16 protein-coding genes, 2 tRNA genes and 3 rRNA genes are annotated in these 22,975 nt (G+C 44.9%); 7 read left to right on the top strand and 14 right to left on the bottom strand.

Features of this window, described 5'->3' with window-relative positions:
• Positions 1 to 3 precede the first annotated feature (3 nt).
• On the bottom strand, positions 4 to 1,056 hold the full coding sequence (locus AOT82_RS10000; RefSeq protein ID WP_071002861.1) for a 5'-nucleotidase: 1,053 nt from the start codon (positions 1,054 to 1,056) through the stop codon (positions 4 to 6).
• Positions 1,057 to 1,330: 274 nt separating this feature from the next.
• Between AOT82_RS10000 and AOT82_RS09995 the strand changes: the two genes are divergently transcribed.
• Positions 1,331 to 2,224 carry a pirin family protein gene (locus AOT82_RS09995; protein WP_071002860.1) on the top strand — a complete coding sequence of 298 codons (894 nt, stop codon included), beginning with the start codon at positions 1,331 to 1,333 and terminating at the stop codon, positions 2,222 to 2,224.
• Between the two features lie 237 nt (positions 2,225 to 2,461).
• On the opposite strand, the gene AOT82_RS09990 is transcribed toward AOT82_RS09995, so the two are convergent.
• From AOT82_RS09990 to AOT82_RS09955, 8 genes are all read right to left on the bottom strand, one after another.
• On the bottom strand, positions 2,462 to 3,241 hold the full coding sequence (locus AOT82_RS09990) for a hypothetical protein (RefSeq protein ID WP_071002859.1): 780 nt from the start codon (positions 3,239 to 3,241) through the stop codon (positions 2,462 to 2,464).
• 131 nt (positions 3,242 to 3,372) lie between these two features.
• On the bottom strand, positions 3,373 to 4,203 hold the full coding sequence (locus AOT82_RS09985; RefSeq protein ID WP_071002858.1) for a TIR domain-containing protein: 831 nt from the start codon (positions 4,201 to 4,203) through the stop codon (positions 3,373 to 3,375).
• Between the two features lie 215 nt (positions 4,204 to 4,418).
• A 5S ribosomal RNA gene (rrf, locus tag AOT82_RS09980) occupies positions 4,419 to 4,532 on the bottom strand.
• A 163-nt stretch (positions 4,533 to 4,695) separates the two neighbouring features.
• Positions 4,696 to 7,556: ribosomal RNA gene (locus AOT82_RS09975) — 23S ribosomal RNA — on the bottom strand.
• Positions 7,557 to 7,907: 351 nt separating this feature from the next.
• Positions 7,908 to 7,983: transfer RNA gene (locus tag AOT82_RS09970), tRNA-Ala, on the bottom strand.
• Between the two features lie 96 nt (positions 7,984 to 8,079).
• Positions 8,080 to 8,156 (bottom strand) — tRNA-Ile (locus tag AOT82_RS09965).
• A gap of 73 nt (positions 8,157 to 8,229) precedes the next feature.
• Positions 8,230 to 9,766: ribosomal RNA gene (locus AOT82_RS09960) — 16S ribosomal RNA — on the bottom strand.
• The 16S, 23S and 5S rRNA genes sit together here with 2 tRNA genes alongside, the layout of an rRNA operon.
• Before the next feature lie 680 nt (positions 9,767 to 10,446).
• On the bottom strand, positions 10,447 to 11,148 hold the full coding sequence (locus AOT82_RS09955; RefSeq protein WP_071003748.1) for a DNA glycosylase: 702 nt from the start codon (positions 11,146 to 11,148) through the stop codon (positions 10,447 to 10,449).
• Between the two features lie 368 nt (positions 11,149 to 11,516).
• Between AOT82_RS09955 and upp the strand changes: the two genes are divergently transcribed.
• Together upp and AOT82_RS09945 are read left to right on the top strand one after the other, a co-directional pair.
• On the top strand, positions 11,517 to 12,176 hold the full coding sequence (gene upp, locus AOT82_RS09950; RefSeq protein ID WP_058023728.1) for a uracil phosphoribosyltransferase: 660 nt from the start codon (positions 11,517 to 11,519) through the stop codon (positions 12,174 to 12,176).
• Between the two features lie 73 nt (positions 12,177 to 12,249).
• Positions 12,250 to 13,002, top strand: coding sequence for an SDR family NAD(P)-dependent oxidoreductase (locus AOT82_RS09945; protein WP_071002857.1), 753 nt, complete (start codon positions 12,250 to 12,252; stop codon positions 13,000 to 13,002).
• Between the two features lie 19 nt (positions 13,003 to 13,021).
• Here AOT82_RS09945 and AOT82_RS09940 read toward each other — a convergent pair whose 3' ends face one another.
• Positions 13,022 to 13,675, bottom strand: coding sequence for a hypothetical protein (locus tag AOT82_RS09940; protein ID WP_071002856.1), 654 nt, complete (start codon positions 13,673 to 13,675; stop codon positions 13,022 to 13,024).
• Between the two features lie 175 nt (positions 13,676 to 13,850).
• Here AOT82_RS09940 and AOT82_RS09935 point away from each other — a divergent pair, with 175 nt between their 5' ends.
• Positions 13,851 to 14,879: an alpha/beta fold hydrolase gene (locus AOT82_RS09935; protein WP_083328921.1), complete on the top strand. Its 1,029-nt coding sequence runs from the start codon at positions 13,851 to 13,853 to the stop codon at positions 14,877 to 14,879.
• Here AOT82_RS09935 and AOT82_RS09930 read toward each other — a convergent pair.
• Genes AOT82_RS09930 through tyrS form a run of 3 tightly spaced genes read right to left on the bottom strand, consistent with a single transcriptional unit; the run spans position 14,876 to position 16,970 of the window.
• On the bottom strand, positions 14,876 to 15,115 hold the full coding sequence (locus AOT82_RS09930; protein WP_071002855.1) for a DUF1653 domain-containing protein: 240 nt from the start codon (positions 15,113 to 15,115) through the stop codon (positions 14,876 to 14,878). The genes AOT82_RS09935 and AOT82_RS09930 overlap by 4 nt on opposite strands.
• Before the next feature lie 23 nt (positions 15,116 to 15,138).
• A complete protein-coding gene (locus tag AOT82_RS09925) occupies positions 15,139 to 15,717 on the bottom strand; it encodes a GNAT family N-acetyltransferase (protein ID WP_071002854.1) in 579 nt (192 codons plus the stop codon).
• Positions 15,718 to 15,755: 38 nt separating this feature from the next.
• Entirely contained in the window at positions 15,756 to 16,970 is a 1,215-nt protein-coding gene (gene tyrS, locus AOT82_RS09920; protein ID WP_071002853.1) for a tyrosine--tRNA ligase, read from the bottom strand.
• A 143-nt stretch (positions 16,971 to 17,113) separates the two neighbouring features.
• On the opposite strand from tyrS, the gene AOT82_RS09915 reads away from it, so the two are divergent.
• The 3 genes from AOT82_RS09915 to AOT82_RS09905 all read left to right on the top strand — a co-directional run bounded on the left by AOT82_RS09915 (position 17,114) and on the right by AOT82_RS09905 (position 20,943).
• Positions 17,114 to 18,505 (top strand): anhydro-N-acetylmuramic acid kinase, encoded by a 1,392-nt coding sequence (locus AOT82_RS09915; RefSeq protein WP_071002852.1) that lies wholly within the window; start codon positions 17,114 to 17,116, stop codon positions 18,503 to 18,505.
• Positions 18,506 to 18,658: 153 nt separating this feature from the next.
• Complete coding sequence (gene fabF, locus AOT82_RS09910) at positions 18,659 to 19,993, top strand: beta-ketoacyl-ACP synthase II (RefSeq protein WP_071003747.1); 1,335 nt, start codon at positions 18,659 to 18,661, stop codon at positions 19,991 to 19,993.
• 164 nt (positions 19,994 to 20,157) lie between these two features.
• The gene (locus AOT82_RS09905) at positions 20,158 to 20,943 is read left to right on the top strand and encodes a hypothetical protein (RefSeq protein ID WP_071002851.1); all 786 of its coding nucleotides are present in this window, start codon (positions 20,158 to 20,160) and stop codon (positions 20,941 to 20,943) included.
• A gap of 214 nt (positions 20,944 to 21,157) precedes the next feature.
• Here the strand turns inward: AOT82_RS09905 and AOT82_RS09900 are convergent, their stop codons facing one another.
• Positions 21,158 to 22,975: an aminopeptidase P family protein gene (locus AOT82_RS09900; RefSeq protein WP_071002850.1), complete on the bottom strand. Its 1,818-nt coding sequence runs from the start codon at positions 22,973 to 22,975 to the stop codon at positions 21,158 to 21,160.

Here is a 22,975-nt window from a genome sequence, read left to right as displayed (position 1 = left end):
GACTCATACCTTAAGTGCAAAAAGTGGTTGCACAGTTGGCTTGAAGGTCAAAGTCGACGCCACCTCACTGGAGTCTAAATAGCTATTATCATGCAGTAGCGAGGTAGAACGATAAGGGACTAAAGCGGTCGGCATAAAGCGCCGAGCCGCATCTATGTGCTTTATAGAGTCGTCAAAGAAGATATGCGGAGCAAAGGTTTTGAGCACCGATGTTTTCTCAAGCCCTCCCAAGAAGAAAGCCATATCCACATCTACGCCCCAAGCTCGCAAGGTTTTTATCGCTCGCAGGTCTGCAGGAGCATTGCGGGCCGTCACTAAAGCAATCTTTATCGGACAGTGATGCACTTTGGCAGGTAAGCGCTGCTGCAATTTTGATAGCTTAATTAATAGCTCGGCATAAGGGCCCTTTTCGATCGGTAAGTCGATCATCTCAGCTTCCCTATCATGAAAAGCTTGTAGGCCTTTTTGTTTATACAATAGCTCCCCTGAGTCGTCAAATAAGACCGCATCCCCATCGAAGGCAATGCGTAGCTGATCGGTATCAAGCTCGTAAGTGTTGACTGGAGTGGCGTCCAATATCGCACAAGCGCAAATGTTGGCATCGGCGACTTGCTGGGCGTCCTCACGGTTAGTCGTCAAAAACAGATCGACATTAAAATCTTTGATATATGGAGCGACAGGACTTCCGGATACAAAGGCGGAACGTGAAATATTCAAACCGTTGTCACGAATGGCATTGAGCACTTGAATGCCAGTATCAGGACTGCTCTTTGAGACGATGACGACTTCCACAAGTGGCGACTCGGTCGTTAAATCCGCTGATAGACAGTCGTTACAGTAATTATTTAGATTCAGCAGCGCTTTGATTAATGGATATCCTGCACCACTATCTAATGGCTGATCTTCACGCTTCGCCATATAATCGCGAAACTCCTTTACTGCCTCGTCAGGGCGCTGCTGTAGTAGCTGTAAAAGGTGGTTCTCAGACTCCGTTAAATCAAACAATGCTGTCGCTGATATAGCCACTATTAAAGTATTGGTTAAATCGACTGCCATATTATCCGTTCTCTATTCTAAGCATGGTATTGGTTAATGCTCATCAGTTTAGCAATTAAACCTCAGTAGGTAAGTAAGATTTTTATTATTGGCTACTCTTTAATAGTAATCCCTTTTGTACTGATAATTGATTAAATAATACTTAATTATCATTATTATTTATTAATATAAACTATATAATAATATTGAAATATATCCCCTTGGCCTCAAATAAATAGCTAAGAGTAATAAATCAATGCTCACCAACAGATATTAAAAATATCAGGAGAGAATAATGAATAATACTGCAGCGAATAGCAAAAAAGATACTGTGACCCAATCGCGTCAAATCGAGCAGCTTTTTGCTGGGGTCGATACCCAAGACGGCGCTGGCGTTAAATTGACTCGCGTACTGACGCAGCAGCTGCAACAGCGCCTCGATCCGTACTTGATGCTCGATAACTTTAAAAGTGACAATCCAGATGATTATGTCGCAGGGTTCCCCAATCACCCGCATCGCGGCTTTGAAACCATTACTTATATGATTACGGGGCGTATGCGTCATCGTGATAGCGTGGGTAACGAAGGGCTATTACAGAACGGCGGCGTGCAGTGGATGACAGCGGCGAGCGGTGTGATCCATTCAGAGCTACCGGAACAAGAAGACGGCGCGATGGAAGGCTTCCAGCTGTGGCTTAATCTACCTGCTAAAGATAAAATGAATGACCCTTGGTATAAAGATTTCCAAAGTGAGGACTTGCCTAAATACACAACTGAAGATGGCGTAGACGTTACGGTAATCGCAGGTACATCGCATGGCGTAGAAGGTGCAGTCACCCGCGACATTACTGAGCCGACGTATTTGGATATCCATTTACCAGCAGGAAAGAGCTTTAGCCAAGCGATTCCAGCCGATCATAATGCGTTTGCCTTTGTATATCGTGGTAAAGTAGATATTGAAGGTAGAGAAGTACCAACTAAGACTATGGCTATTCTTGAAAACAATGATAGTGCTGATGGCGTCACTATTACCGCCAATAGTAGTGAGGATACCAAAGTGATCTTAATCACTGGTCGCCCACTACGCGAGCCGATTGTGCAATATGGTCCGTTTGTCATGAACAGCCAGCAAGAAATCATGCAAGCGGTCACTGATTTCCAAAGTGGTAAGTTTGGTGAAGGGGCTTAATGATTAGCCTAGTTTGTTAAATACTCTATTGAATGTTAAAGCCCGTATTATTTGTTAATATGGGCTTTTTTGTGGGAAAATTGCTGCTTTGGCTGTTTGTGGAGTCCTCATATACTCTAACTATAACATTATGACTGAGCAGCTCCGTAGGGTATTTAGACCAGTAGGCGAGCAATTTTGGTTTGATTTTAAGAGATTGCGGTTATGAGCTAGATAATAAATTTAAGTTATGAGTCTTTAATCTATCCGGTTATAGTTTGCTTGATTCACCCGAAGTTCATTTTCTTTAGGTTCTACACCATTCTCAATAATATTAATTTTGATAATATATTTTGGTAAACCAAATTTATCTAAGAAACCTGTAGCAACTTTTTTAGATGTTTCATCAAACTCTAAATCCAAACCATTAAAGTAACGCTTCGCAAGCTGTAATGAAAATGGTGTACCATAGCGATAAAGCAATGTATCTTTACCACCTGTTTCTAGAGCTAAGTTAAGAGGTACACATACAGCTCTAGTTACCGCAGAAAATGAGATTTGAGAACCTCTATGATAAGGGTATTGCCTTAACGCTTCTTGATACGAAGAACCTAACACAAAGTTTGTAATTTCTTCATAATCATAAAGCAAGTACTGAGAACGAGGAGCGTTCTTCAATATTTTTTTAGCTTGGGGTATTTTCATTGCACTGAAGGATGCTTTTCTCCAGTCACGCTTTTTTGCTTCAAGAAATGCAGCTCCATGAAGATCAGTGCCGTCTTTATAATTAATATTTATAACTAGAGCAATGTCGCCAAAATTATTCTCAAAGTTCCCCTTTAATTTATATATTTGCCAGTCTATTTTGTTCTTTCTATCGTTACTAGTAAAATACATGCCATCTAGTTCACGTCTCAAGTCAGAAAGTAATTTTAGAGTAATGAAGTCTTCATTCCATTCGTGACCTGTTATTTCGCTAATAGAGTTTCGAATAGTGTTCTCTATTCGGCCTGTAAATTCATCTAAACTGGATTCCATTTGATGTCTCTACTTAAAGTATGATACAGAGTAAACTGTATTTTAATTAGTATTTAATTCTGTATTATATGAATAAACTATACGCAAAGCAGATTAGTATCTGATTAATTAGCTATCACACGCAGTTGGTCTTAGATCAATTTGTTCATATCAATGCTGTAGCCAGACTGTTTCATTTCTTTAGCTAGTTGCAACTGCCATGCAGAGGATTCATCTAACGAAATATAAACTACACCACTAATGTCATTTGGCAGTTCTAGCTTACCATCTACTAAAGCACAAACATTTTCTCGTCCAAGTTTACCAATAAGTAAACCGTGCTCAAAAACTACATTTTGTCGTGCTCGAACATTTAAGTTTCCAGCATCTGTTTTTACATTACCAACATCATCAGGTGTATATAAAACTATCGCGAATCCAGTATCGGAATAATGCTCTATTTTCTCAATAATTGTTCTTCCTGAGCTTGCCTTTTCGTGAAGAATAATTGCTTCGAATCCTAATCTTTCTACGAATCTAGCAGCTTTGTTTTGCGCGCCCTCATCATGACCATGGACTATAAACACTCTATTTGGTTTGGCATCTCTAGACTCTTGCCTGACAGATCGTGTAGCTACAAGCTCTTTCTTATAGCCTACTGCACCTTCAATAAAATCATCAGTGACGTTTGTTGCCCGTCCAATAGCCTGATAGGTATCAGATGGACCACCGATTATAACCATTGATGAGTTTTGATTCTCTGCTCTGATTTGAGGAATAAAAGATTCAATTGTTTTTTCACTTTTAGCAATAGTTATCCTCTCAAGATCATCAGGCTGAACAGTCTTTCCATTAATGACAATTGGTTTTCCTTGCTCATAAGGTTCAACAAACCTTGAAATTAATTGTTCTTTAGTAAGATCTGTTTTGTACTCACCGTAATGTGTATCTGATTTTGGTTTTACTTTTACATGGTAATACATTTTGATTCCTTATAAAGACTAACAATTTACTATCCTGTAAATCTAGCATTAATACGACAGACCAACAATCTAAATATAATAATAGAAAATGAAGAAAGAAATTGATTAAATCATCTATAAATATAGTCCTAAAACATTAAAGAACTATAAACAAAAATCCCGACCATAAAAAAAGCCCCCTTCTACTTTCGCAGAAGGGGGCTTTTGGAATAGAGAGCTGACGATGACCTACTCTCACATGGGCGAACCACACTACCATTGGCGCAACGATGTTTCACTTCTGAGTTCGGGAAGGGATCAGGTGGTGCCATCGCGCTATTGTCGTCAGCAAAGGGGGTTAGATATGAGTCTGTTTGTGTGACTTTTGATAAGTACCACTTACCCTAACTGAATCAAGGTTAACGGTGATATCGAAATGTTTCTGTCTGTTTCTATAGCCTGGGCTATATAAGATAGATTAATTAGACTTGATACAAACCACTTGGGTGTTGTATGGTCAAGCCAAACGAGCAATTAGTACAGGTTAGCTACACACATCGCTGTGCTTCCACACCCTGCCTATCAACGTCCTAGTCTTGAACGGCTCTTTAGGGAAATCTAATCTTGAGGTGGGCTTCCCGCTTAGATGCTTTCAGCGGTTATCCCATCCGAACGTAGCTACCGGGCAATGCCATTGGCATGACAACCCGAACACCAGTGGTTCGTCCACTCTGGTCCTCTCGTACTAGGAGCAGATCCTCTCAAATTTCCAACGCCCACGGTAGATAGGGACCGAACTGTCTCACGACGTTCTAAACCCAGCTCGCGTACCTCTTTAAATGGCGAACAGCCATACCCTTAGGACCTGCTTCAGCCCTAGGATGAGATGAGCCGACATCGAGGTGCCAAACACCGCCGTCGATATGAACTCTTGGGCGGTATCAGCCTGTTATCCCCAGAGTACCTTTTATCCGTTGAGCGATGGCCCTTCCATACAGAACCACCGGATCACTAAGACCTACTTTCGTACCTGCTCGACTTGTGGGTCTCGCAGTTAAGCGCGCTTTTGCCTTTATACTCTTCGACCGATTTCCGACCGGTCTGAGCGCACCTTCGTACTCCTCCGTTACTCTTTAGGAGGAGACCGCCCCAGTCAAACTACCCACCATACATTGTCCTCGGTATTGTGATACCTGAGTTAGAACCCCAACATGACCAGGGTGGTATTTCAAGGATGGCTCCACCAAGACTGGCGTCTCAGTTTCAAAGCCTCCCACCTATCCTGCACAAGTCAGGTCAAAGTTCAATGTAAAGCTGTAGTAAAGGTTCACGGGGTCTTTCCGTCTAGCCGCGGGTACACAGCATCTTCACTGCGATTTCGATTTCACTGAGTCTCTGCTGGAGACAGCGCTGCCATCATTATGTCATTCGTGCAGGTCGGAACTTACCCGACAAGGAATTTCGCTACCTTAGGACCGTTATAGTTACGGCCGCCGTTTACTGGGGCTTCGATCAAGACCTTCGCATACGCTAAGCCCATCAATTAACCTTCCAGCACCGGGCAGACATCACACCCTATACGTCCACTTTCGTGTTTGCAGAGTGCTGTGTTTTTAATAAACAGTTGCAGCAGCCTGGTATCTGCGACTACCAGCAGCTCAAGGAGCGTGTCCTATCACCACCAATAGCGTACCTTCTCCCGAAGTTACGGTACCATTTTGCCTAGTTCCTTCAGCAGAGTTCTCTCAAGCGCCTTGGTATTCTCTACCTGATCACCTGTGTCGGTTTAGGGTACGATTCGTTTATGACTATCGCTTAGAAGCTTTTCCTGGAAGCCTGGTATTTGCCACTTCGTCCTACAAGTAGGACTTGCTATCAGATCTCGACCATATAGCAGCCCGGATTTACCTAAGCTGCAAGCCTACATCCTTTCACCTAGATAACCATCACTAGGCTGACATAACCTTCTCCGTCCCTCCATCGCATCATAAACAAGTATCGGAATATTAACCGATTTCCCATCGACTACGCCTTTCGGCCTCGCCTTAGGGGTCGACTCACCCAGCCCCGATTAACGTTGGACTGGAACCCTTGATCTTCCGGCGTGCGAGCTTTTCACTCGCATTATCGTTACTCACGTCAGCATTCGCTCTTGTGATACCTCCAGCATGCTTTACAACACACCTTCACAGGCTTACACAACGCTCCCCTACCACTTGAAAACAATTTTCAAATCCGCAGCTTCGGCTCCTAGTTTGAGCCCCGTTACATCTTCCGCGCGGGCCGACTCGACTAGTGAGCTATTACGCTTTCTTTAAAGGATGGCTGCTTCTAAGCCAACCTCCTAGCTGTCTATGCCTTCCCACCTCGTTTCCCACTTAACTAGGAATTTGGGGCCTTAGCTGGCGGTCTGGGTTGTTTCCCTCTCCACGATGGACGTTAGCACCCACCGTGTGTCTCCCGGATATCACTCATCGGTATTCGGAGTTTGCATCGGTTTGGTAAGTCGGTATGACCCCCTAGCCGAAACAGTGCTCTACCCCCAATGGTGTTCGTCCGAGGCGCTACCTAAATAGCTTTCGGGGAGAACCAGCTATCACCGAGTTTGATTAGCCTTTCACCCCTATCCACAAGTCATCCCCTGGCTTTTCAACGACAGTGGGTTCGGTCCTCCGGTGCCTGTTACGGCACTTTCAACCTGCTCATGGATAGATCACTCGGTTTCGGGTCTATACCCTGCAACTATGACGCCCTATTAAGACTCGGTTTCCCTACGGCTCCCCTAACGGTTAACCTCGCTACAGAATATAAGTCGCTGACCCATTATACAAAAGGTACGCGGTCACACTGCAAGAGTGCTCCCACTGCTTGTACGCACACGGTTTCAGGTTCTATTTCACTCCCCTCACAGGGGTTCTTTTCGCCTTTCCCTCACGGTACTGGTTCACTATCGGTCAGTCAGGAGTATTTAGCCTTGGAGGATGGTCCCCCCATCTTCAAACAGGATTTCTCGTGCCCCGCTCTACTTAATATGTTATCTTCAGAATTTAAAATACAGGACTATCACCTACTATGGTCAGCTTTCCCACGCTGTTCTTCTATTCTAAAGATAATCGGCTTCTCCCCGTTCGCTCGCCGCTACTTGGGGAATCTCAATTGATGTCTCTTCCTAAGGGTACTGAGATGTTTCACTTCCCCTCGTTCGCTTCTTATACAAAGTATAAGATACCTAGCTTATGCTAGGTGGGTTTCCCCATTCAGAAATCTCCGGATCACAGGATATTGCCGCCTCCCCGAAGCTTATCGCAGGCTGTCACGTCTTTCATCGCCTCTGACTGCCAAGGCATCCACCATGTGCGCTTCATTACTTGACCATACAACCCCAAGTAGTCTTTCGACTTCTATGTGTCATACAATCTAATTATGATAACGATATCACCTATGTTTATACGCTTGATTCAGTTCTCTTTACTTTTTTAATAACTCACCCCTGGGATAACAAACAATGTCGTTAAGAGGTGAGTTATTAAGGTTAAGATGGGCGCGTGAATACGCTCATCCTAACCCAGACTCATATCTATGTTTTTAAATAGTTCCTATGCTCTCGTCGAGTCATAGTTTTCTGTATAAAACAGAAAGAAGTAATCGTGTCTTTATTCAAGATGAATCACTTGTTTCTATTTGATACCTATTTTATTTAGCACGCTAAGCTTAGCTGTATGTAGTGGTGGAGCCAAACGGAGTCGAACCGTTGACCTCCTGCGTGCAAGGCAGGCGCTCTACCAACTGAGCTATGGCCCCTGAGCGAGGATACAACCGAAGCACTGCTTCGATCCGAGCGCAAGAGGAAATCCCTTAAAGGGGATTGACTTAGGGCTCTTTCACCTACATTAATAATGGTGGGTCTAAGTGGACTCGAACCACTGACCCCCGCGTTATCAACACGGTGCTCTAACCAGCTGAGCTACAGACCCTGATACGTCCTAAAACGTAAGCTTAAACTAAAGAACAACTTGTTGTGAATTCTTGCTGAGCGAATGCTGTCTATAAGGAGGTGATCCAGCCGCAGGTTCCCCTACGGCTACCTTGTTACGACTTCACCCCAGTCATCAACCACACCGTGGTGATCGCCCTCACTAAGTTAGGCTAACCACTTCTGGTGCAATCAACTCCCATGGTGTGACGGGCGGTGTGTACAAGGCCCGGGAACGTATTCACCGCGGCATTCTGATCCGCGATTACTAGCGATTCCTACTTCATGGAGTCGAGTTGCAGACTCCAATCTGGACTACGATAGGCTTTTTGAGATTCGCATCACATCGCTGTGTAGCTGCCCTCTGTACCTACCATTGTAGCACGTGTGTAGCCCTGGTCGTAAGGGCCATGATGACTTGACGTCGTCCCCGCCTTCCTCCAGTTTGTCACTGGCAGTATCCTTAGAGTTCCCACCCGAAGTGCTGGTAACTAAGGACAAGGGTTGCGCTCGTTGCGGGACTTAACCCAACATCTCACGACACGAGCTGACGACAGCCATGCAGCACCTGTATCACAATTCCCGAAGGCACTCTCGTATCTCTACAAGATTCTGTGTATGTCAAGACCAGGTAAGGTTCTTCGCGTTGCATCGAATTAAACCACATGCTCCACCGCTTGTGCGGGCCCCCGTCAATTCATTTGAGTTTTAACCTTGCGGCCGTACTCCCCAGGCGGTCTACTTATTGCGTTAGCTGCGTCACTAAGTCCTCAAGGGACCCAACGACTAGTAGACATCGTTTACGGCGTGGACTACCAGGGTATCTAATCCTGTTTGCTACCCACGCTTTCGAGCCTCAGTGTCAGTATGATGCCAGGAAGCTGCCTTCGCCATCGGTATTCCTTCAGATCTCTACGCATTTCACCGCTACACCTGAAATTCTACTTCCCTCTCACCTACTCTAGCCTAACAGTTTCAGATGCAGTTCCCAGGTTAAGCCCGGGGATTTCACATCTGACTTATCAAGCCACCTACGCTCGCTTTACGCCCAGTAATTCCGATTAACGCTTGCACCCTCTGTATTACCGCGGCTGCTGGCACAGAGTTAGCCGGTGCTTATTCTGCAGCTAATGTCATCGTCCCCGGGTATTAACCGAAGAGTCTTCTTCACTGCTTAAAGTGCTTTACAACCAAAAGGCCTTCTTCACACACGCGGCATGGCTGGATCAGGGTTCCCCCCATTGTCCAATATTCCCCACTGCTGCCTCCCGTAGGAGTCCGGGCCGTGTCTCAGTCCCGGTGTGGCTGATCATCCTCTCAGACCAGCTACAGATCGTCGCCATGGTAGGCCTTTACCCCACCATCTAGCTAATCCGACTTAGGCTCATCTAATAGCGAGAGCAACAAGTTGCCCCCTTTCTCCCGTAGGACGTATGCGGTATTAATTCGAGTTTCCCCGAGCTATCCCCCACTACTAGGTAGATTCCTAAGTATTACTCACCCGTCCGCCGCTCGACGCCTGATAGCAAGCTATCATCGTTTCCGCTCGACTTGCATGTGTTAAGCCTGCCGCCAGCGTTCAATCTGAGCCATGATCAAACTCTTCAGTTTAATCTATCTGAAGCCTTTACCTATAAATAGGAAGACGACTTCTAATCTTGGCTCATTTAATCTGGCAAAATCGCTCGTAATTATGTTCGTAATGAATTAACTTTGAGTTTTTCTGCTGTCTTAAATGATAATTTTTATAGTTGGTGTTCTACCGAAAAGATAGTCGACCAACTTTATTTTTTAGCATTCTGAATCAGCAAAAATCCACACAAGTTGTTCTTTAGTTATGCTTTTAAATAGTCTCAATCACTGTCGTCCAGTCATCGATATATAGGGTATTACTAACGCTATCTGCCTTTTCCGTCTCCGGTTAAGCTATCTAGCGAGCCGACTATCTTATCATAATGATTTGAATTGTCAAGACTTTTTATAATTTGTTTCGCCAGGTTAACTGGGTTATTAATGTGTAATCTACACATCTCTTACTGCCAGTCCGTCTGATGAGGGCGTATTATAGAGGGTTTAACTTTTGTGTCAACCAATTTATACATGTTTTTAAAATTATTTTACAGCCATTTGAAATTTTAAGTATTTTCAATAGGTTATGAATTGGTCGATTGGTGAGCATAGTAGAGAGATGAGGACGGATTTCCCTTGCAGTAAGAATATTCTGCTTTAACAGCTATAGACCTTTTACTATTTTTCAGATTTTTCCGTCTATTAACACAATTCTATTCACCTTATAACTTACCCATCCTCTCAAAAAACGCCTTATACGCCGCGACTTTCTTATCCAACGATAAGGGATAGGCGCGTGAGGTCGATGGTAATCTATATAAGGTTAAGTCATTAACATCCATTTTTTTATTATCTGCATCCTGCCATTGATAAGGGTAATCCATACTTTGATTGGTTTTTGGATGTTTTGATTTGGCAATTGGCTTATCTAATAACCCAAGTAGCACTTCGGTCGCCTTGCCTCCTGTCGTGAATAATGTCGCTACCTTTGGCACTTGCGGCAAGATACTATCCAAATCAACTGGCGTCACCACGGTTAGGTTTTTATCCGAAGCATTGCCAGTCTCTCGAATAGCCTGCTTGACTGTCGGGCAATAAGCGATGCCACGCTCGAACATAAAATTGCGTATGCGCTCAGGGTCAAAGCGCTTCTCATCGCCGACTCTAAAATAGTTAGCGTCATCAAAAAACACTCGGCCATAGATACGCCACATATCATTATAAAAATTGGGATAATGAAAGCTCATTGCCCATTTATCGCTAGTCGGCGGAAACGTACCCATCATCATGATAGTCGCATTTGGTGGTAAAACAGGCGCAAAAGGATGATTTTCAATTTCTCCTGATGAGCTCTCGGTTGCTACTATCTCGTTATTAGCCTTGTTATTAGCGTCTTCTTGGGTGTTTGATGGTGTTATAGTCATGATATTCTTCATCAGAAAAGCGGTTTTTTTGGTATCATAGCAAGCCTAGACACTACTGCACTTATGATAATTTTATACAGTCAAACTTAGTCGATTCAAATAGTGCGACAATATGACAATAATATAGTCGCTTAGCCTGAGCGGTTTAGGCTTGGCTGCCAATTGTGAGTGTCTAACTGATCACTTTTGGTGACATTACACTCTTATACAAGTAGCACGTTTATTTGATTTGCATGGTCATTGAGGTTTTTATTTTACTATCAATGAGACCAAACAGAGTTAAAGTGGGGTAAGTGTTTGTATCTTTTTATATTAATAGCAACCGCAATGACTGCGCACGCATCAGACAAAAAACCAAGAGAATACTTATGAGTGATTTAAACAACGATTTAAACATTACGGTCATTGATCATCCATTGGTCCGTCATAAACTCAGCCTCATGCGCGAAAAAGACTGTAGTACTTATAAATTTCGTACATTGACTAAAGAGCTTGCACGCTTGATGGCTTATGAAGCAAGCCGTGATTTTGAAATTGAGACCTTCCCAATGCAAGGCTGGTGCGGCGAAATCACGGGTGAGCAAATCATCGGTAAGACTGCGACTATCGTGCCGATTTTGCGTGCAGGTATTGGCATGCTTGATGGGGTACTCGATCTGATCCCTACTGCCAAGATTTCTGTGGTCGGTTTACAGCGTGATGAAGAAACGCTGCAGCCAGTACCATTCTTTGAAAAATTTGTCAGTCACATGGACAAGCGTCCTGCGCTAATCATTGATCCAATGCTAGCTACGGGTGGCTCAATGGTTGCGACCATCGAGATGCTAAAGAAAAATGGCTGTACTAATATCAAAGCATTGGTATTGGTAGCTGCACCTGAAGGCGTCCGCTTAGTTAATGAAGCACATCCTGACGTGACTATCTATACCGCTGCGTTAGACAGCCATTTGGATGAGCACGGTTACATCATCCCAGGTCTTGGCGATGCGGGCGATAAAATCTTTGGTAAGCAGTTATCAAATAGATAAGTCTCATTAGGGTAAATAAAGCCGTCATCAAGTTTATGGCAACAGCAGACAACATCAATAATAGGGACAGACAATGAACGTATTGATTACAGGAGCGAGCGCGGGTTTTGGTAAAGCGTTGGCAGAGCGTTTGGTGGCTAATGGTCATCGCGTGATTGGTTGCGCTAGACGTATCGATAAGCTGAATGCTTTAGCAGAGATTTTAGGTGAGAATTTTTTACCTGTGGTGATGGATGTGAGTGATACGGATTCTATTCCGCAAATCATTGCTGACTTGCCTGATGACTTTAAACACATTGATGTCTTGGTTAATAATGCAGGATTGGCGCTGGGTACAGAGCCTGCACACAAAGCCAGTCTCGATGATTGGATGCAAATGGTCGATACCAATGTTAAAGGTCTAATGTCATTGACTCATGCAGTCTTGCCAGCGATGGTCGAGCGCGATAGCGGATATATCATCAATGTCGGCTCGATTGCTGGTAGCTGGCCATACTTTGGTGGCAATGTATACGGCGCAACTAAAGCCTTTGTCAAACAATTTAGCCTAAATCTACGTGCTGACCTTGTCGGTACGCAAGTACGCGTGACCAATATTGAACCGGGCGTAGTCGCGGGTACTGAGTTTTCAAACGTGCGCTACCATGGTGATGACGATAAAGCAGCTAAAGTCTACGATGGCTTTAAGACCATGACAGGTGAAGATATCGGCGATATATTACTGTGGTTGATTGAGTCGCCTGCGCATATCAATGTCAATCGTTTGGAAGTGATGCCAGTCGCGCAAACCTATAACGGTCTAACGGTGGCTAAAAAAGACCGTTAAAAGCGCATCTATTTAACAATCAACGTAACTCGTAAGACCGAAGCAATATAGATGACTCTATATTGCTTTTTTTTATGTCCTCAATTGTTACCTCATTTACCAAGCGTAAGTCCTGAAAGTCCATAATCAATACTTCATTACGCAGGCGCTCGCTAGTGCGTTTATTATGGCGTATCGGAAACCCTAATACTTGCTTACCGACGATGGTGATTTGATTAACGATTATCTTTGAATAAGAAACCTGATGAGTTGCCATTTTTTGTGCGTTAATGATTGCCGTGGCTGGATTGACGGTGGTGGTGAGTAGTTTTGTTTGTCGTACCACTTTTGGCACCTCTCCTGCAAAAAATACCACCTGATCTAATGGCATATACTGCGCATGGCGGGTCAGCTCTTGACGAAACAAAGCGGGCATTTCTACATTAAAACTGTCTTCTGTTTGTTGATAAAACGCGGTAAAGTTGCGATGCAAATACCGTCCAAATACTGTGGCATTGATCCATTCTTGATAAATATCGTTCGCCAGTAGTCGCTTGGAAAAGCTATTGGCATCTATCGTGACCTCATTATTCAACATCGACAATAAAAGCGCTTGTGGACTGGTAAATGTCTGCTGCTCCCAAACTTGTGGATACAAGCTACTATCCAATGACGACAATATCGATTTGCTCATACCCTTCTACCCTTATCAGTTATCGCTACTGCTTTTACCGTTAGCTAAATTCTATGCTATGGTCAGATGACTGCTTCAATATAACAGTCTTTTATTCGCGGTATGAATACGTTTGTAAAAATACATCTTGACCACTCAACCAAGATGGCTTGATAACCAAAAGTGATGTCATTCTATGAAAAACCTCCTTTTTTCTCTACCCGCATCATATCGATTACGAACAATCGATATAAAGACAGCTGATGGTACGGCGCTACCCATATCTGTCATTGGGAATGGTAAACCCATCATGATGATGCATGCTTATGGCATGGATGCGCGTGAGTTTTTACCTTTTATACTGCCACTAATGGGTAAATATGAATTTTACTTGCCGCATTTCCGAGGTTTTGGTGCTGCAAAAGATATTGAGTTGACGCAGTTTGATTTCGTGCATCAGTACGCTGAGGATATTGATACAGTGATTGAGCACATCTGCCTGAGGCGTCACGTAGAGTCATTACCTGTGGCCGCGATTTCAATGGGTGCGCTCGTCATGTGGTCTTATTTTGAGCGTTTTGGTACAGCCAGAGTCAGTCGCTATCTAAATATTGATCAAAGCCCTGTGATTCACAATCAACCAGATTGGCAAGGCGGGTTGTTTGGGGATCGGCAAAAAGAGAGGTTTGCCGTGTTTCAAGAAATTGTCGATAGGACACTACCGTATGCGCACGTTGAACACTTTACGCACTTGCCGTTTTCTCTCAAACGCCATGTGACAGATGTCGAAAGATTGTTTTCTTTACTCTCTGTCAGCCGTCCACGTTCAAAAGCTGTCGTACAAGCACTTACTCATCAAAACGATCATAAGCTGGCATTTTATAATCACCAAACCTGGCAACACAAAATGCGCTGCCTGCAGGCGTATCTCGCCATACCTTATGATTTTCGGGCAGTTATAGAAAACGTCACCATCCCAGTGGTCAGTCTCATTGGTGGTCAATCAAAACTCTATGATCCCAATTGGCAGCAAGAAATCACATGTATGCTACCCAATGCTCGTGACGTCATCCTACCGCGCTCAGGACATGCCGTCCCTATGGATGAGCCGATTGGTTTTCATAAGGTGTTAAAGAAGTTTTGTGAGAATGATTTACGAGTCGCAACCAAAAAGCGACTTAGTAAAGTCGCTTTTTTAGGAGATGCTGCCAAGTTCAAGAGTTAATCCACTAGGGGTTTTATCAGCTCAAATCTAGGCACTTCTGTGCCACTACGCATCACAGTTTCAGCAAACATCGACAGCGGTCGTACCCATACGCCGTACTCACCATAAAGACAACGATAAACGACTAAGGCTTCTTCGGTTTCTGAGTGCTGCGCGGTATGCAATACTTGGTAAAGATTGCCTTTATAGTGTCGGTAAATGCCTTGGGGTACCGAATTTTGATTTTTTTGAGACATAAACCACTCATTTATATTGATAATTAAAAGATGCTTTGTACTTTTGCTGCAAGCTTGGGTTTTATACCCGCCCATTCAGAATAGACCATACTATACATCACGGTATCTGAAATAACGCCGTCACGGCGTACTCGATTGCCACGAATCACACCATCCTTTTTGGCACCTAAGCGCTCGATGGCTTGTTGTGAGCGATGATTATCGACATCTGTACGCCAGCCTACGGTTTGATATTGTAGCGTTTCAAATATATAAGTGAGCAGTATGAGCTTGCAGGTGGTGTTGACATGCGTGCGCCAGTAAGATTTGGCATACCAAGTATAACCAATCTCTAATCTTTTGGTAGTCGGCAAAATGTCATGGAAGCTGGTTGAGCCAATCGCTTTACCAGTACGCTCATCAATGACGGCAAAAGCTTGCCTATCCGTCATTGAATCTGCAACATTAATATAATCCATGACCTTGTCTGGCTCAGGTATAGACGTCTCGTTTATCTGCCACAGCGCACCATCTTGGCAAGCTTCAATCAAGTCAGTGGCATGAGCGAGCGTTAATGGCTCAAGGGTAATGTCATTGCTCGATAAGGTAACCCGTTCTAGCATTTATCTCTCCTCAAGCCATTATTGATGTGAGCAAGCGCTTAAGCAATCGTCACTTTTGCATAAGCCTTTTTACCAGCTTGAATCACAACTGTTTGACCTGAGGTTAAGCTAAAGCCAGCATTGACCACCTCACCATCGACTTTGACTGCATTGCGCTTGATCATGTCTTTTGCCGCTGCACTATTCTTAGTCAAACCTGCTTGGTTTAATACCTGTGTGATAAACAAGGCTTCTTGACCCTCTTCAAGCGTCAATGTCACTTCTGGCAAATCAACGGGCAACTCACCATCTGCTAGGACATTGCCTGCTGATTTATGCGCGTTGGCAGCGGCATCCGCATCATGGAAACGCTCAATCAATTCTTCGGCTAGGATACGTTTGATTTCTTGTGGATTACGACCAGCTTCCATTTCCGCCATCAAGGCTTCGATTTCGTCCATTGGCTTAAAGCTCAAAAACTCAAAATAGCGTTGGATTAAAGTATCTGGCATCGATAGAATTTTTTGGTACATGGTGCCTGGTGCATCATAGATAGCAACATAGTTGCCGAGCGACTTAGACATTTTATTGACACCGTCCAAACCTTCTAAGATCGGCACCGTAATACACACTTGCGGCTCTTGACCATAACGGCCTTGCAACGTACGACCCATCAATAAGTTAAAGGTCTGATCTGTACCACCTAACTCAACATCCGCTTTTAGGGCGATAGAATCATAGCCTTGTACCAATGGGTAGAGGAACTCATGAATTGAGATAGGCGTTTGCGATGCGTAACGTTTCGAGAAGTCATCGCGCTCAAGCATACGCGAGACCGTCTGCTGGCTCGCAAGCTGAATCATATCAGCGGCGCTCATGTCACTGAACCACTCAGAGTTGAAGACCACGCGGGTTTTTTCTTTGTCCAAGATTTTGAATACTTGCTCAGCGTAGGTCGTAGCATTGGCTTTGATTTGCTCATCAGTCAATGGCGGACGCGTGCTATTTTTACCAGAAGGGTCACCAATTTTAGCGGTGTAGTCACCGATTAGAAAATAAATCTCATGACCCAAATCTTGAAAATGCTTGAGTTTATTGATCAGTACCGTATGACCTAAATGCAGGTCAGGTGCGGTCGGGTCAAAGCCTGCCTTGATACGTAGCGGACGGTTGAGCTTTAGCTTAGCCACTAAGTCGTCTTCAGATAATATCTCTTGCGTACCGCGCTGAATTAGGGCCAGTTGTTCTTCTAGGGTGTAGGTTTGATCGGTCATGATGCTCTCTATATATCGCTTGAATTGGGATTTTTAGGAATATTGGTTACTGGCGCAACCCCTTATGACGTTTAGCAGCTCAAAGGGTTAGAAAAAATGCTAGAATTTGACGGATATACTAGCGTTTTTTAAGGTAAATTGCCATGACCAACCCCGCATCCATTGCTGACACTGAACACAATGCTATCGCCGACTTACTTATGAATAATGGTTTGGGTAATGGCTCAGACGATATTGATGATTTGACCGATGATAATTCGAACTATGCCACACTGACCGACGCGCTTGAGCAAACGGTGTTTGAAAGCTTCGATGATGGTTTATATATCGGCATGATGTCAGGCACCAGTTTGGACGGGATGGATGCGGTTATTTGTCAGTTCAGTAACGACATGGCTGATAAAGAGACTACCAACAAAGAAAGCATCAGTAATAAAGACAGCACCCAACCGCCAATGCAGCTGCTGGCGACGTATAGTCAAGATTTTCCACCGCGATTGCGTGAGGTCCTATTGGCATTATGTCAGCCCAATGGTGTGAATCAACTCGTACCAGAGGCCGATGAGCCAACTAGCGAGCTTGACTGGTTTGGTTGGGCAAGCCGCGAATATGCGGAATTTGCCAGCGAAGTAGTCAATACCTTATTACAGCAAGCAGATATCGATGCTGAATCAGTACTGGCGATTGGCTGTCATGGGCAAACGGTACGCCATCGTCCACAGATGGGTTTTAGCTTGCAATTGGTCGATGCCAATATCATCGCTGAGCGTACAGGCATTAGCGTCGTCAGTGACTTTCGTCGCCGTGACATGGCCGTCGGTGGTCAAGGTGCGCCTTTGGTACCTGCCTTCCACCAAGCACTGTTTGGCGCATCTGATGACACACGCGTGATATTAAATTTGGGCGGTATTGCTAATATAACCGTCTTGCCTGCTGATGGAAAATATCAGGTTGTTGGCTACGATACGGGACCTGCCAATTTATTGTTGGATGCGTGGACAGCATTGCATAATGATAATAGCTATGATGCGAGCGGTGCTTGGGCGCAGTCTGGGAAAATTATCGAGCCACTACTCGAGCAGCTGTTGGCACATCCGTTCTTTACTCAGCCTCATCCAAAAAGCACGGGTCGCGAAGTTTTCAACTTAGCTTGGCTACAAGATGAGCTACAAACATTCGATCAAACTTCTGTCTATACCCACTACTCATCTGCAGATGTACAAGCCACTTTGACTGAGCTAACTGCCATGAGTGCAAGCGCGCAGATCAATAATTTTATAACTACTGATAAAAATAGCTCGGTGTCTGTCTGCGGTGGCGGTGCTTTGAACGATTATCTGATGACGCGTCTGCAAGCCCATCTACCCCACTCTACAGTGATGACCACAGATCATTTAGGGCTGGCACCAACATGGGTAGAGGCAGTCGCTTTTGCTTGGTTAGCCAGACAAACATTGATGGGTGAAACTGGTAATCTACCCGCTGTAACTGGTGCCAATAAAGGCGTGGTATTGGGGCAAGTTTGCTTTGCCTGACCAGTTAGATTTTAGTTTACATACGTGCACCAATGTGTTTTATAATAACTTTAAAAACGCCATCCTCTTAGGACCCGTAAGTATAGGACATATCGCATGAGCCAACACAGCACTTCACCTATCGACCAAGCCACCAATGATGACACAAATAATATGACCGCAGCTCCTGTATACAAATCGCGTCAAAAACCGCCTCATTATGAGCGCTCTGATGATACGCGTGTGGTGGTGACTGGTATGGGTGCCATCACCCCACTTGGTCTAGACGTGGATAGCTCATGGACCAAATTGCTCAATGGCGACAGCGGTATCTCACCGATCACCCATTTTGACGCGACTGGCTACCGCGCACAAATCGCAGGTGTGATCAAAGATTTCGATGCCAAGCAGTACATGAGCGCCAAAGATGCGCGCCGCTATGATGAGTTTATACATTACGGGATTGCAGCGTCTTCTATGGCATTGAAGAATGCAGGGTTTATCGATGAAGTCAGTGCCACTGATGCACCTGTACAAGGGGTTGACCAAGATCGCTTTGGTATTATCTTGGGTTCAGGTATTGGTGGTATCCAAACCATCGAAAACAGCCGAGATACCCTACGTGAAAAAGGGGCTGCCAAAGTCTCACCCTTTATCATTCCAGGCTCTATTGTCAATATGGCAGCGGGGTTGGTCGCGATTAAACACAATTTAAAAGGTCCAAATCTTGCGACATCAACGGCTTGTACCACTGCCACTCATGCCATGGGTTTAGCAGCACGCTTGATTGCTTATGGTGATGCTGATGTCATGTTGGCTGGCGGTAGTGAAAAAGGCTCAAGCCCACTTGGTATAGCAGGCTTTAGTGCCATGCATGCCCTCTCCACACGTAACGATGAGCCAACCAAAGCATCACGTCCGTTTGATAAAGGCCGTGACGGTTTTGTACTGGGTGACGGTGCTGGTATGATCGTCTTAGAAAGCCTTGCTCACGCCAAAGCGCGCGGTGCCACCATACTGGCAGAGCTGGTCGGGTTTGGCATGAGCGATGACGCGAGCCATATTACCGCACCACCAGAAGATGGTAGCGGCGCTGCAAAAGCCATGCGCAATGCCCTCAATGATGCTGGGATTGAACCCGCAAGCGTCGGTTACGTCAATGCGCACGGTACCAGTACCCCTGCAGGTGATGTCGCTGAATCAATTGCTATCGAAACCGTATTTTCGCCAGTGAAAGACAGCATTTTGGTGAGCTCAACCAAATCTATGACAGGACACCTACTTGGTGCAGCGGGCGGCGTAGAAGCCATATTTACGGTGCTTGCCCTACAGCATCAGCACGTACCACCAACGATTAACCTAGAAGAGGTAGAAGACAACTGCAATCTCGACTATGTGGCCAACCAATCACGTAAAGTCGATAACCTGCAATATGCTGTATCCAACAGCTTCGGCTTTGGTGGTACCAATGGATCCTTGATATTTGCACGCTGGCCTACCAACCACTAATAGCCAAAAGCCTATCGTGCGATGCGATACCGCTTTATCGTATGCTCACTTTGTCGCTTCGCTACTTTGCCACGTTGTAACGTTGGTGTCAGTTTGGCTACGTTTGTCCACTTGCAGCCCCTTATCGTACTTGCGTATGATAAGGGGTAATTTTTGGAACATTTATGGAAGATACCATGTCAAGCTACTCATTTTCCCATCAGTTTTATCAGCGCTGGACGTGTGCACCTGAGACCGTACGCGCAGCCATTACCCAAGAGCTAAAAGACATCACGACCCTACTACAAGCAGAGACTGTATTTGAGAGCTTTGAGTTCAATACACATGATTTGGATGCGTATGTGGATGAGCTGTATGACAACTATAATGCCGAGCAAGCCATTGCCAAAGCGATCATAGACAAACAAGAACAAGAACGCGCGGCGGCTGAAAAGCAGCAGTTGGAAGAAGCCCAGAAGAAAGAGGCCGAAGAGACGGCGCGCAAAGCAGAAGCAGCTCAAAAAGAACAAGAAAAAAATGAGGAGCTGGCTGCAAATAAAACCCATAATAAAAAAGACAATCTAACCGAACAAGAGGCTATAGACGATGCGGTGGATCACCTAAAAACTGAGAAAGTCAGCACGGGCGCAGCAAGTGGTGAGAATAACAACAGCACTGACAGTCAGACGATTAGCAAACAGGATGCTACCCTGAGTGATAAGCCCATCAAAAATATACCAGACAACGCCAATACCACGATCAACTTGGTACTAGAAGACAGTGAGCTGGATGCGACGGATCATACACTGATTCGTGAGCTTGAGAGTCAAATCGACGACTACTTGAGTGAGCAAATGATGCTGATGTCGGAAAACCTAAAATCTTGGCTACGTGCCGAGATGACACAGCATTTCAGTGAGCAAAACGCGCCTGCTCCTACTAAAAACGCCTCTACAAAAAACATTCACTAACGGTAATGCACTATCTGTCCTGAAAAATCAGGCAGCATAAACCGCGAAAAGCTCCGTAAATTATTTACGGGGCTTTTTAATGTTTGCTTGAAAATTATTGACCTTGTTTTATACCACTTTCAAAAACGTAAGTAACAAGGCAAACAAGCGTAGGTACTAGATCCAGTAGACTAAGCGAATTTGACACCACTCATTATATTACTTGAGCTAGGTACTAGATGGCTTTGGTACGTTCAGTCAACCACTCAAGGGCAGCGCCTTCCACTCGATCATTCAGCTCAGCATACACTTGGCTATGATAGCTATTTAACCAATCAATTTCGACTTGATCCAGTAGTGATGGCTCAATCAGACGCGTGTCGATTGGGCAATAAGTGATGGTTTCGAAGTGTAAGAATTGACCAAACTCTGTCTCAGTAGGGCTAGGAACTGGTGTATTCACAACCAAGTTTTCGATACGGATACCCCATTTGCCCTCGCGATACAAACCTGGCTCATTACTTGAAATCATACCGACTTTCATCGCACGCTCTTTTGATGTGCTGGCGCTATAAGCAATGACTTGCGGGCCTTCATGCACATTTAAGAAATAACCAACACCGTGACCAGTACCATGACCATAGTCCATCTGAGCTTGCCACAATGGGGCGCGGCAAATCGCATCAATCAATGGGGAGGCAATACCATCAGGGAAGTGAGCACGAGCGAGCGCAATATGGGCTTTGAGTACGGTCGTAAAGTCACGTTTGTGCTCAGCGGTAACTTGGCCAATACCGACCACGCGAGTGATATCTGTCGTACCGTTTTGGTACTGAGCACCTGAGTCAATGAGTAGTAAACCACCTTCACCCTCAGCCACATCAAGATAGCTAAACTGCTCTGGCGTTGCGCGGTAATGCGGTAATGCCCCATTTTCATTGAAACCCGCGATGGTTGGAAAGCTTGGCGATACATAATGCGGCTGACGGCTACGCACCTCTATCAGCATACTATCTACATCCAGCTCACTCAGGCGCTCGCCTGCTGCTAGACGCTGCTCAAACTCAGAAAAGAATTCAGCTAAAGCCGCACCGTCTTGACGCATTGCCTCACGCACATGATCGATATCTGAGTCAGACTTGACAGATTTGAGCAGTGTACTCGGTGCCATTTGCTCAACAAAGCCAATATCGTCTGCCATTTTGGAGAGTGTCCCAACAGCAACTTTATTTGGGTCTAACAGTAATAAATCTTCTGGTGTTAATGAGCTTAATGCATCCTGTACAGCAGAGTAATCAGCCAATGTGATACCGCTATCTTTTAGACTTTGTGCAATATCTTCGCTCACTTTATCGGTATCAACAAATAACGTTGCGCTGTCTGTATCAATGAGCATATGTGCTAAGAACACTGGGTTATAATCAACGTCAGCACCGCGTAAGTTCGTCAACCAAGCGATGTCATCTAAGCTTGAAAGTAAATGATGGGTCGCACCTACTTTTGCCATGCCTGCGCGTACTGCCGCAAGTTTTGCAGTCGCAGACTGCGCAACAAACGGCTCATCATGTGCATACAATTTGGCATCTGGCAGTGCTGGACGATCTGTCCAAACGCTCGTCAATACATCACGTTCAGTGATCAAGGTAATATCATTGGCATCAAATGCCTTCAATAGTCGATCTTGCTCAGCGATAGAGAGCACATTACCATCAACTGCCACGCTATTTCCTTCTTGCAAATGATCGGCCAGCCAGTCGATATGATTTGGTTGACCAGGTGCCAGCTTCTCCAACGTGATACCCGTACCCTCTAGCTGCTCAGCGGCATGTACCCAATAACGGCTATCCGTCCATAGACCAGCAAAATCAGCCGTCACGACAAGCGTCCCTACTGAACCCGTAAATCCTGATAGCCACTGACGGGTTTGCCAATACTCTGGCAAATACTCAGACAGATGTGGATCGGCAGAGGGTATGATGATCGCAGTGAGGTCTTGAGCCACTAGTGTTTTGCGTAGCGTATCGATACGCGCTTGGATGATTTGTTTGTTCAT

This window comes from Psychrobacter sp. AntiMn-1 (assembly GCF_001854065.1).
In the GTDB taxonomy this organism is placed as follows: Bacteria; Pseudomonadota; Gammaproteobacteria; order Pseudomonadales; family Moraxellaceae; genus Psychrobacter; species Psychrobacter pacificensis.
Note: the sequence above shows the minus strand (reverse complement) of the source record. Positions and strands in the feature narration are given on the sequence as shown.

Bases quoted from the DNA above. Each gene is read 5' to 3' on its own strand.
- AOT82_RS10000 (WP_071002861.1), bottom strand. From the start codon at position 1,056: ATGGCAGTCGATTTAACCAATACTTTAATAGTGGCTATATCAGCGACA.
- AOT82_RS09995 (WP_071002860.1), top strand. From the start codon at position 1,331: ATGAATAATACTGCAGCGAATAGCAAAAAAGATACTGTGACCCAATCG.
- AOT82_RS09990 (WP_071002859.1), bottom strand. From the start codon at position 3,241: ATGGAATCCAGTTTAGATGAATTTACAGGCCGAATAGAGAACACTATT.
- AOT82_RS09985 (WP_071002858.1), bottom strand. From the start codon at position 4,203: ATGTATTACCATGTAAAAGTAAAACCAAAATCAGATACACATTACGGT.
- AOT82_RS09955 (WP_071003748.1), bottom strand. From the start codon at position 11,148: ATGACTATAACACCATCAAACACCCAAGAAGACGCTAATAACAAGGCT.
- upp (WP_058023728.1), top strand. From the start codon at position 11,517: ATGAGTGATTTAAACAACGATTTAAACATTACGGTCATTGATCATCCA.
- AOT82_RS09945 (WP_071002857.1), top strand. From the start codon at position 12,250: ATGAACGTATTGATTACAGGAGCGAGCGCGGGTTTTGGTAAAGCGTTG.
- AOT82_RS09940 (WP_071002856.1), bottom strand. From the start codon at position 13,675: ATGAGCAAATCGATATTGTCGTCATTGGATAGTAGCTTGTATCCACAA.
- AOT82_RS09935 (WP_083328921.1), top strand. From the start codon at position 13,851: ATGAAAAACCTCCTTTTTTCTCTACCCGCATCATATCGATTACGAACA.
- AOT82_RS09930 (WP_071002855.1), bottom strand. From the start codon at position 15,115: ATGTCTCAAAAAAATCAAAATTCGGTACCCCAAGGCATTTACCGACAC.
- AOT82_RS09925 (WP_071002854.1), bottom strand. From the start codon at position 15,717: ATGCTAGAACGGGTTACCTTATCGAGCAATGACATTACCCTTGAGCCA.
- tyrS (WP_071002853.1), bottom strand. From the start codon at position 16,970: ATGACCGATCAAACCTACACCCTAGAAGAACAACTGGCCCTAATTCAG.
- AOT82_RS09915 (WP_071002852.1), top strand. From the start codon at position 17,114: ATGACCAACCCCGCATCCATTGCTGACACTGAACACAATGCTATCGCC.
- fabF (WP_071003747.1), top strand. From the start codon at position 18,659: ATGACCGCAGCTCCTGTATACAAATCGCGTCAAAAACCGCCTCATTAT.
- AOT82_RS09905 (WP_071002851.1), top strand. From the start codon at position 20,158: ATGGAAGATACCATGTCAAGCTACTCATTTTCCCATCAGTTTTATCAG.
- AOT82_RS09900 (WP_071002850.1), bottom strand. From the start codon at position 22,975: ATGAACAAACAAATCATCCAAGCGCGTATCGATACGCTACGCAAAACA.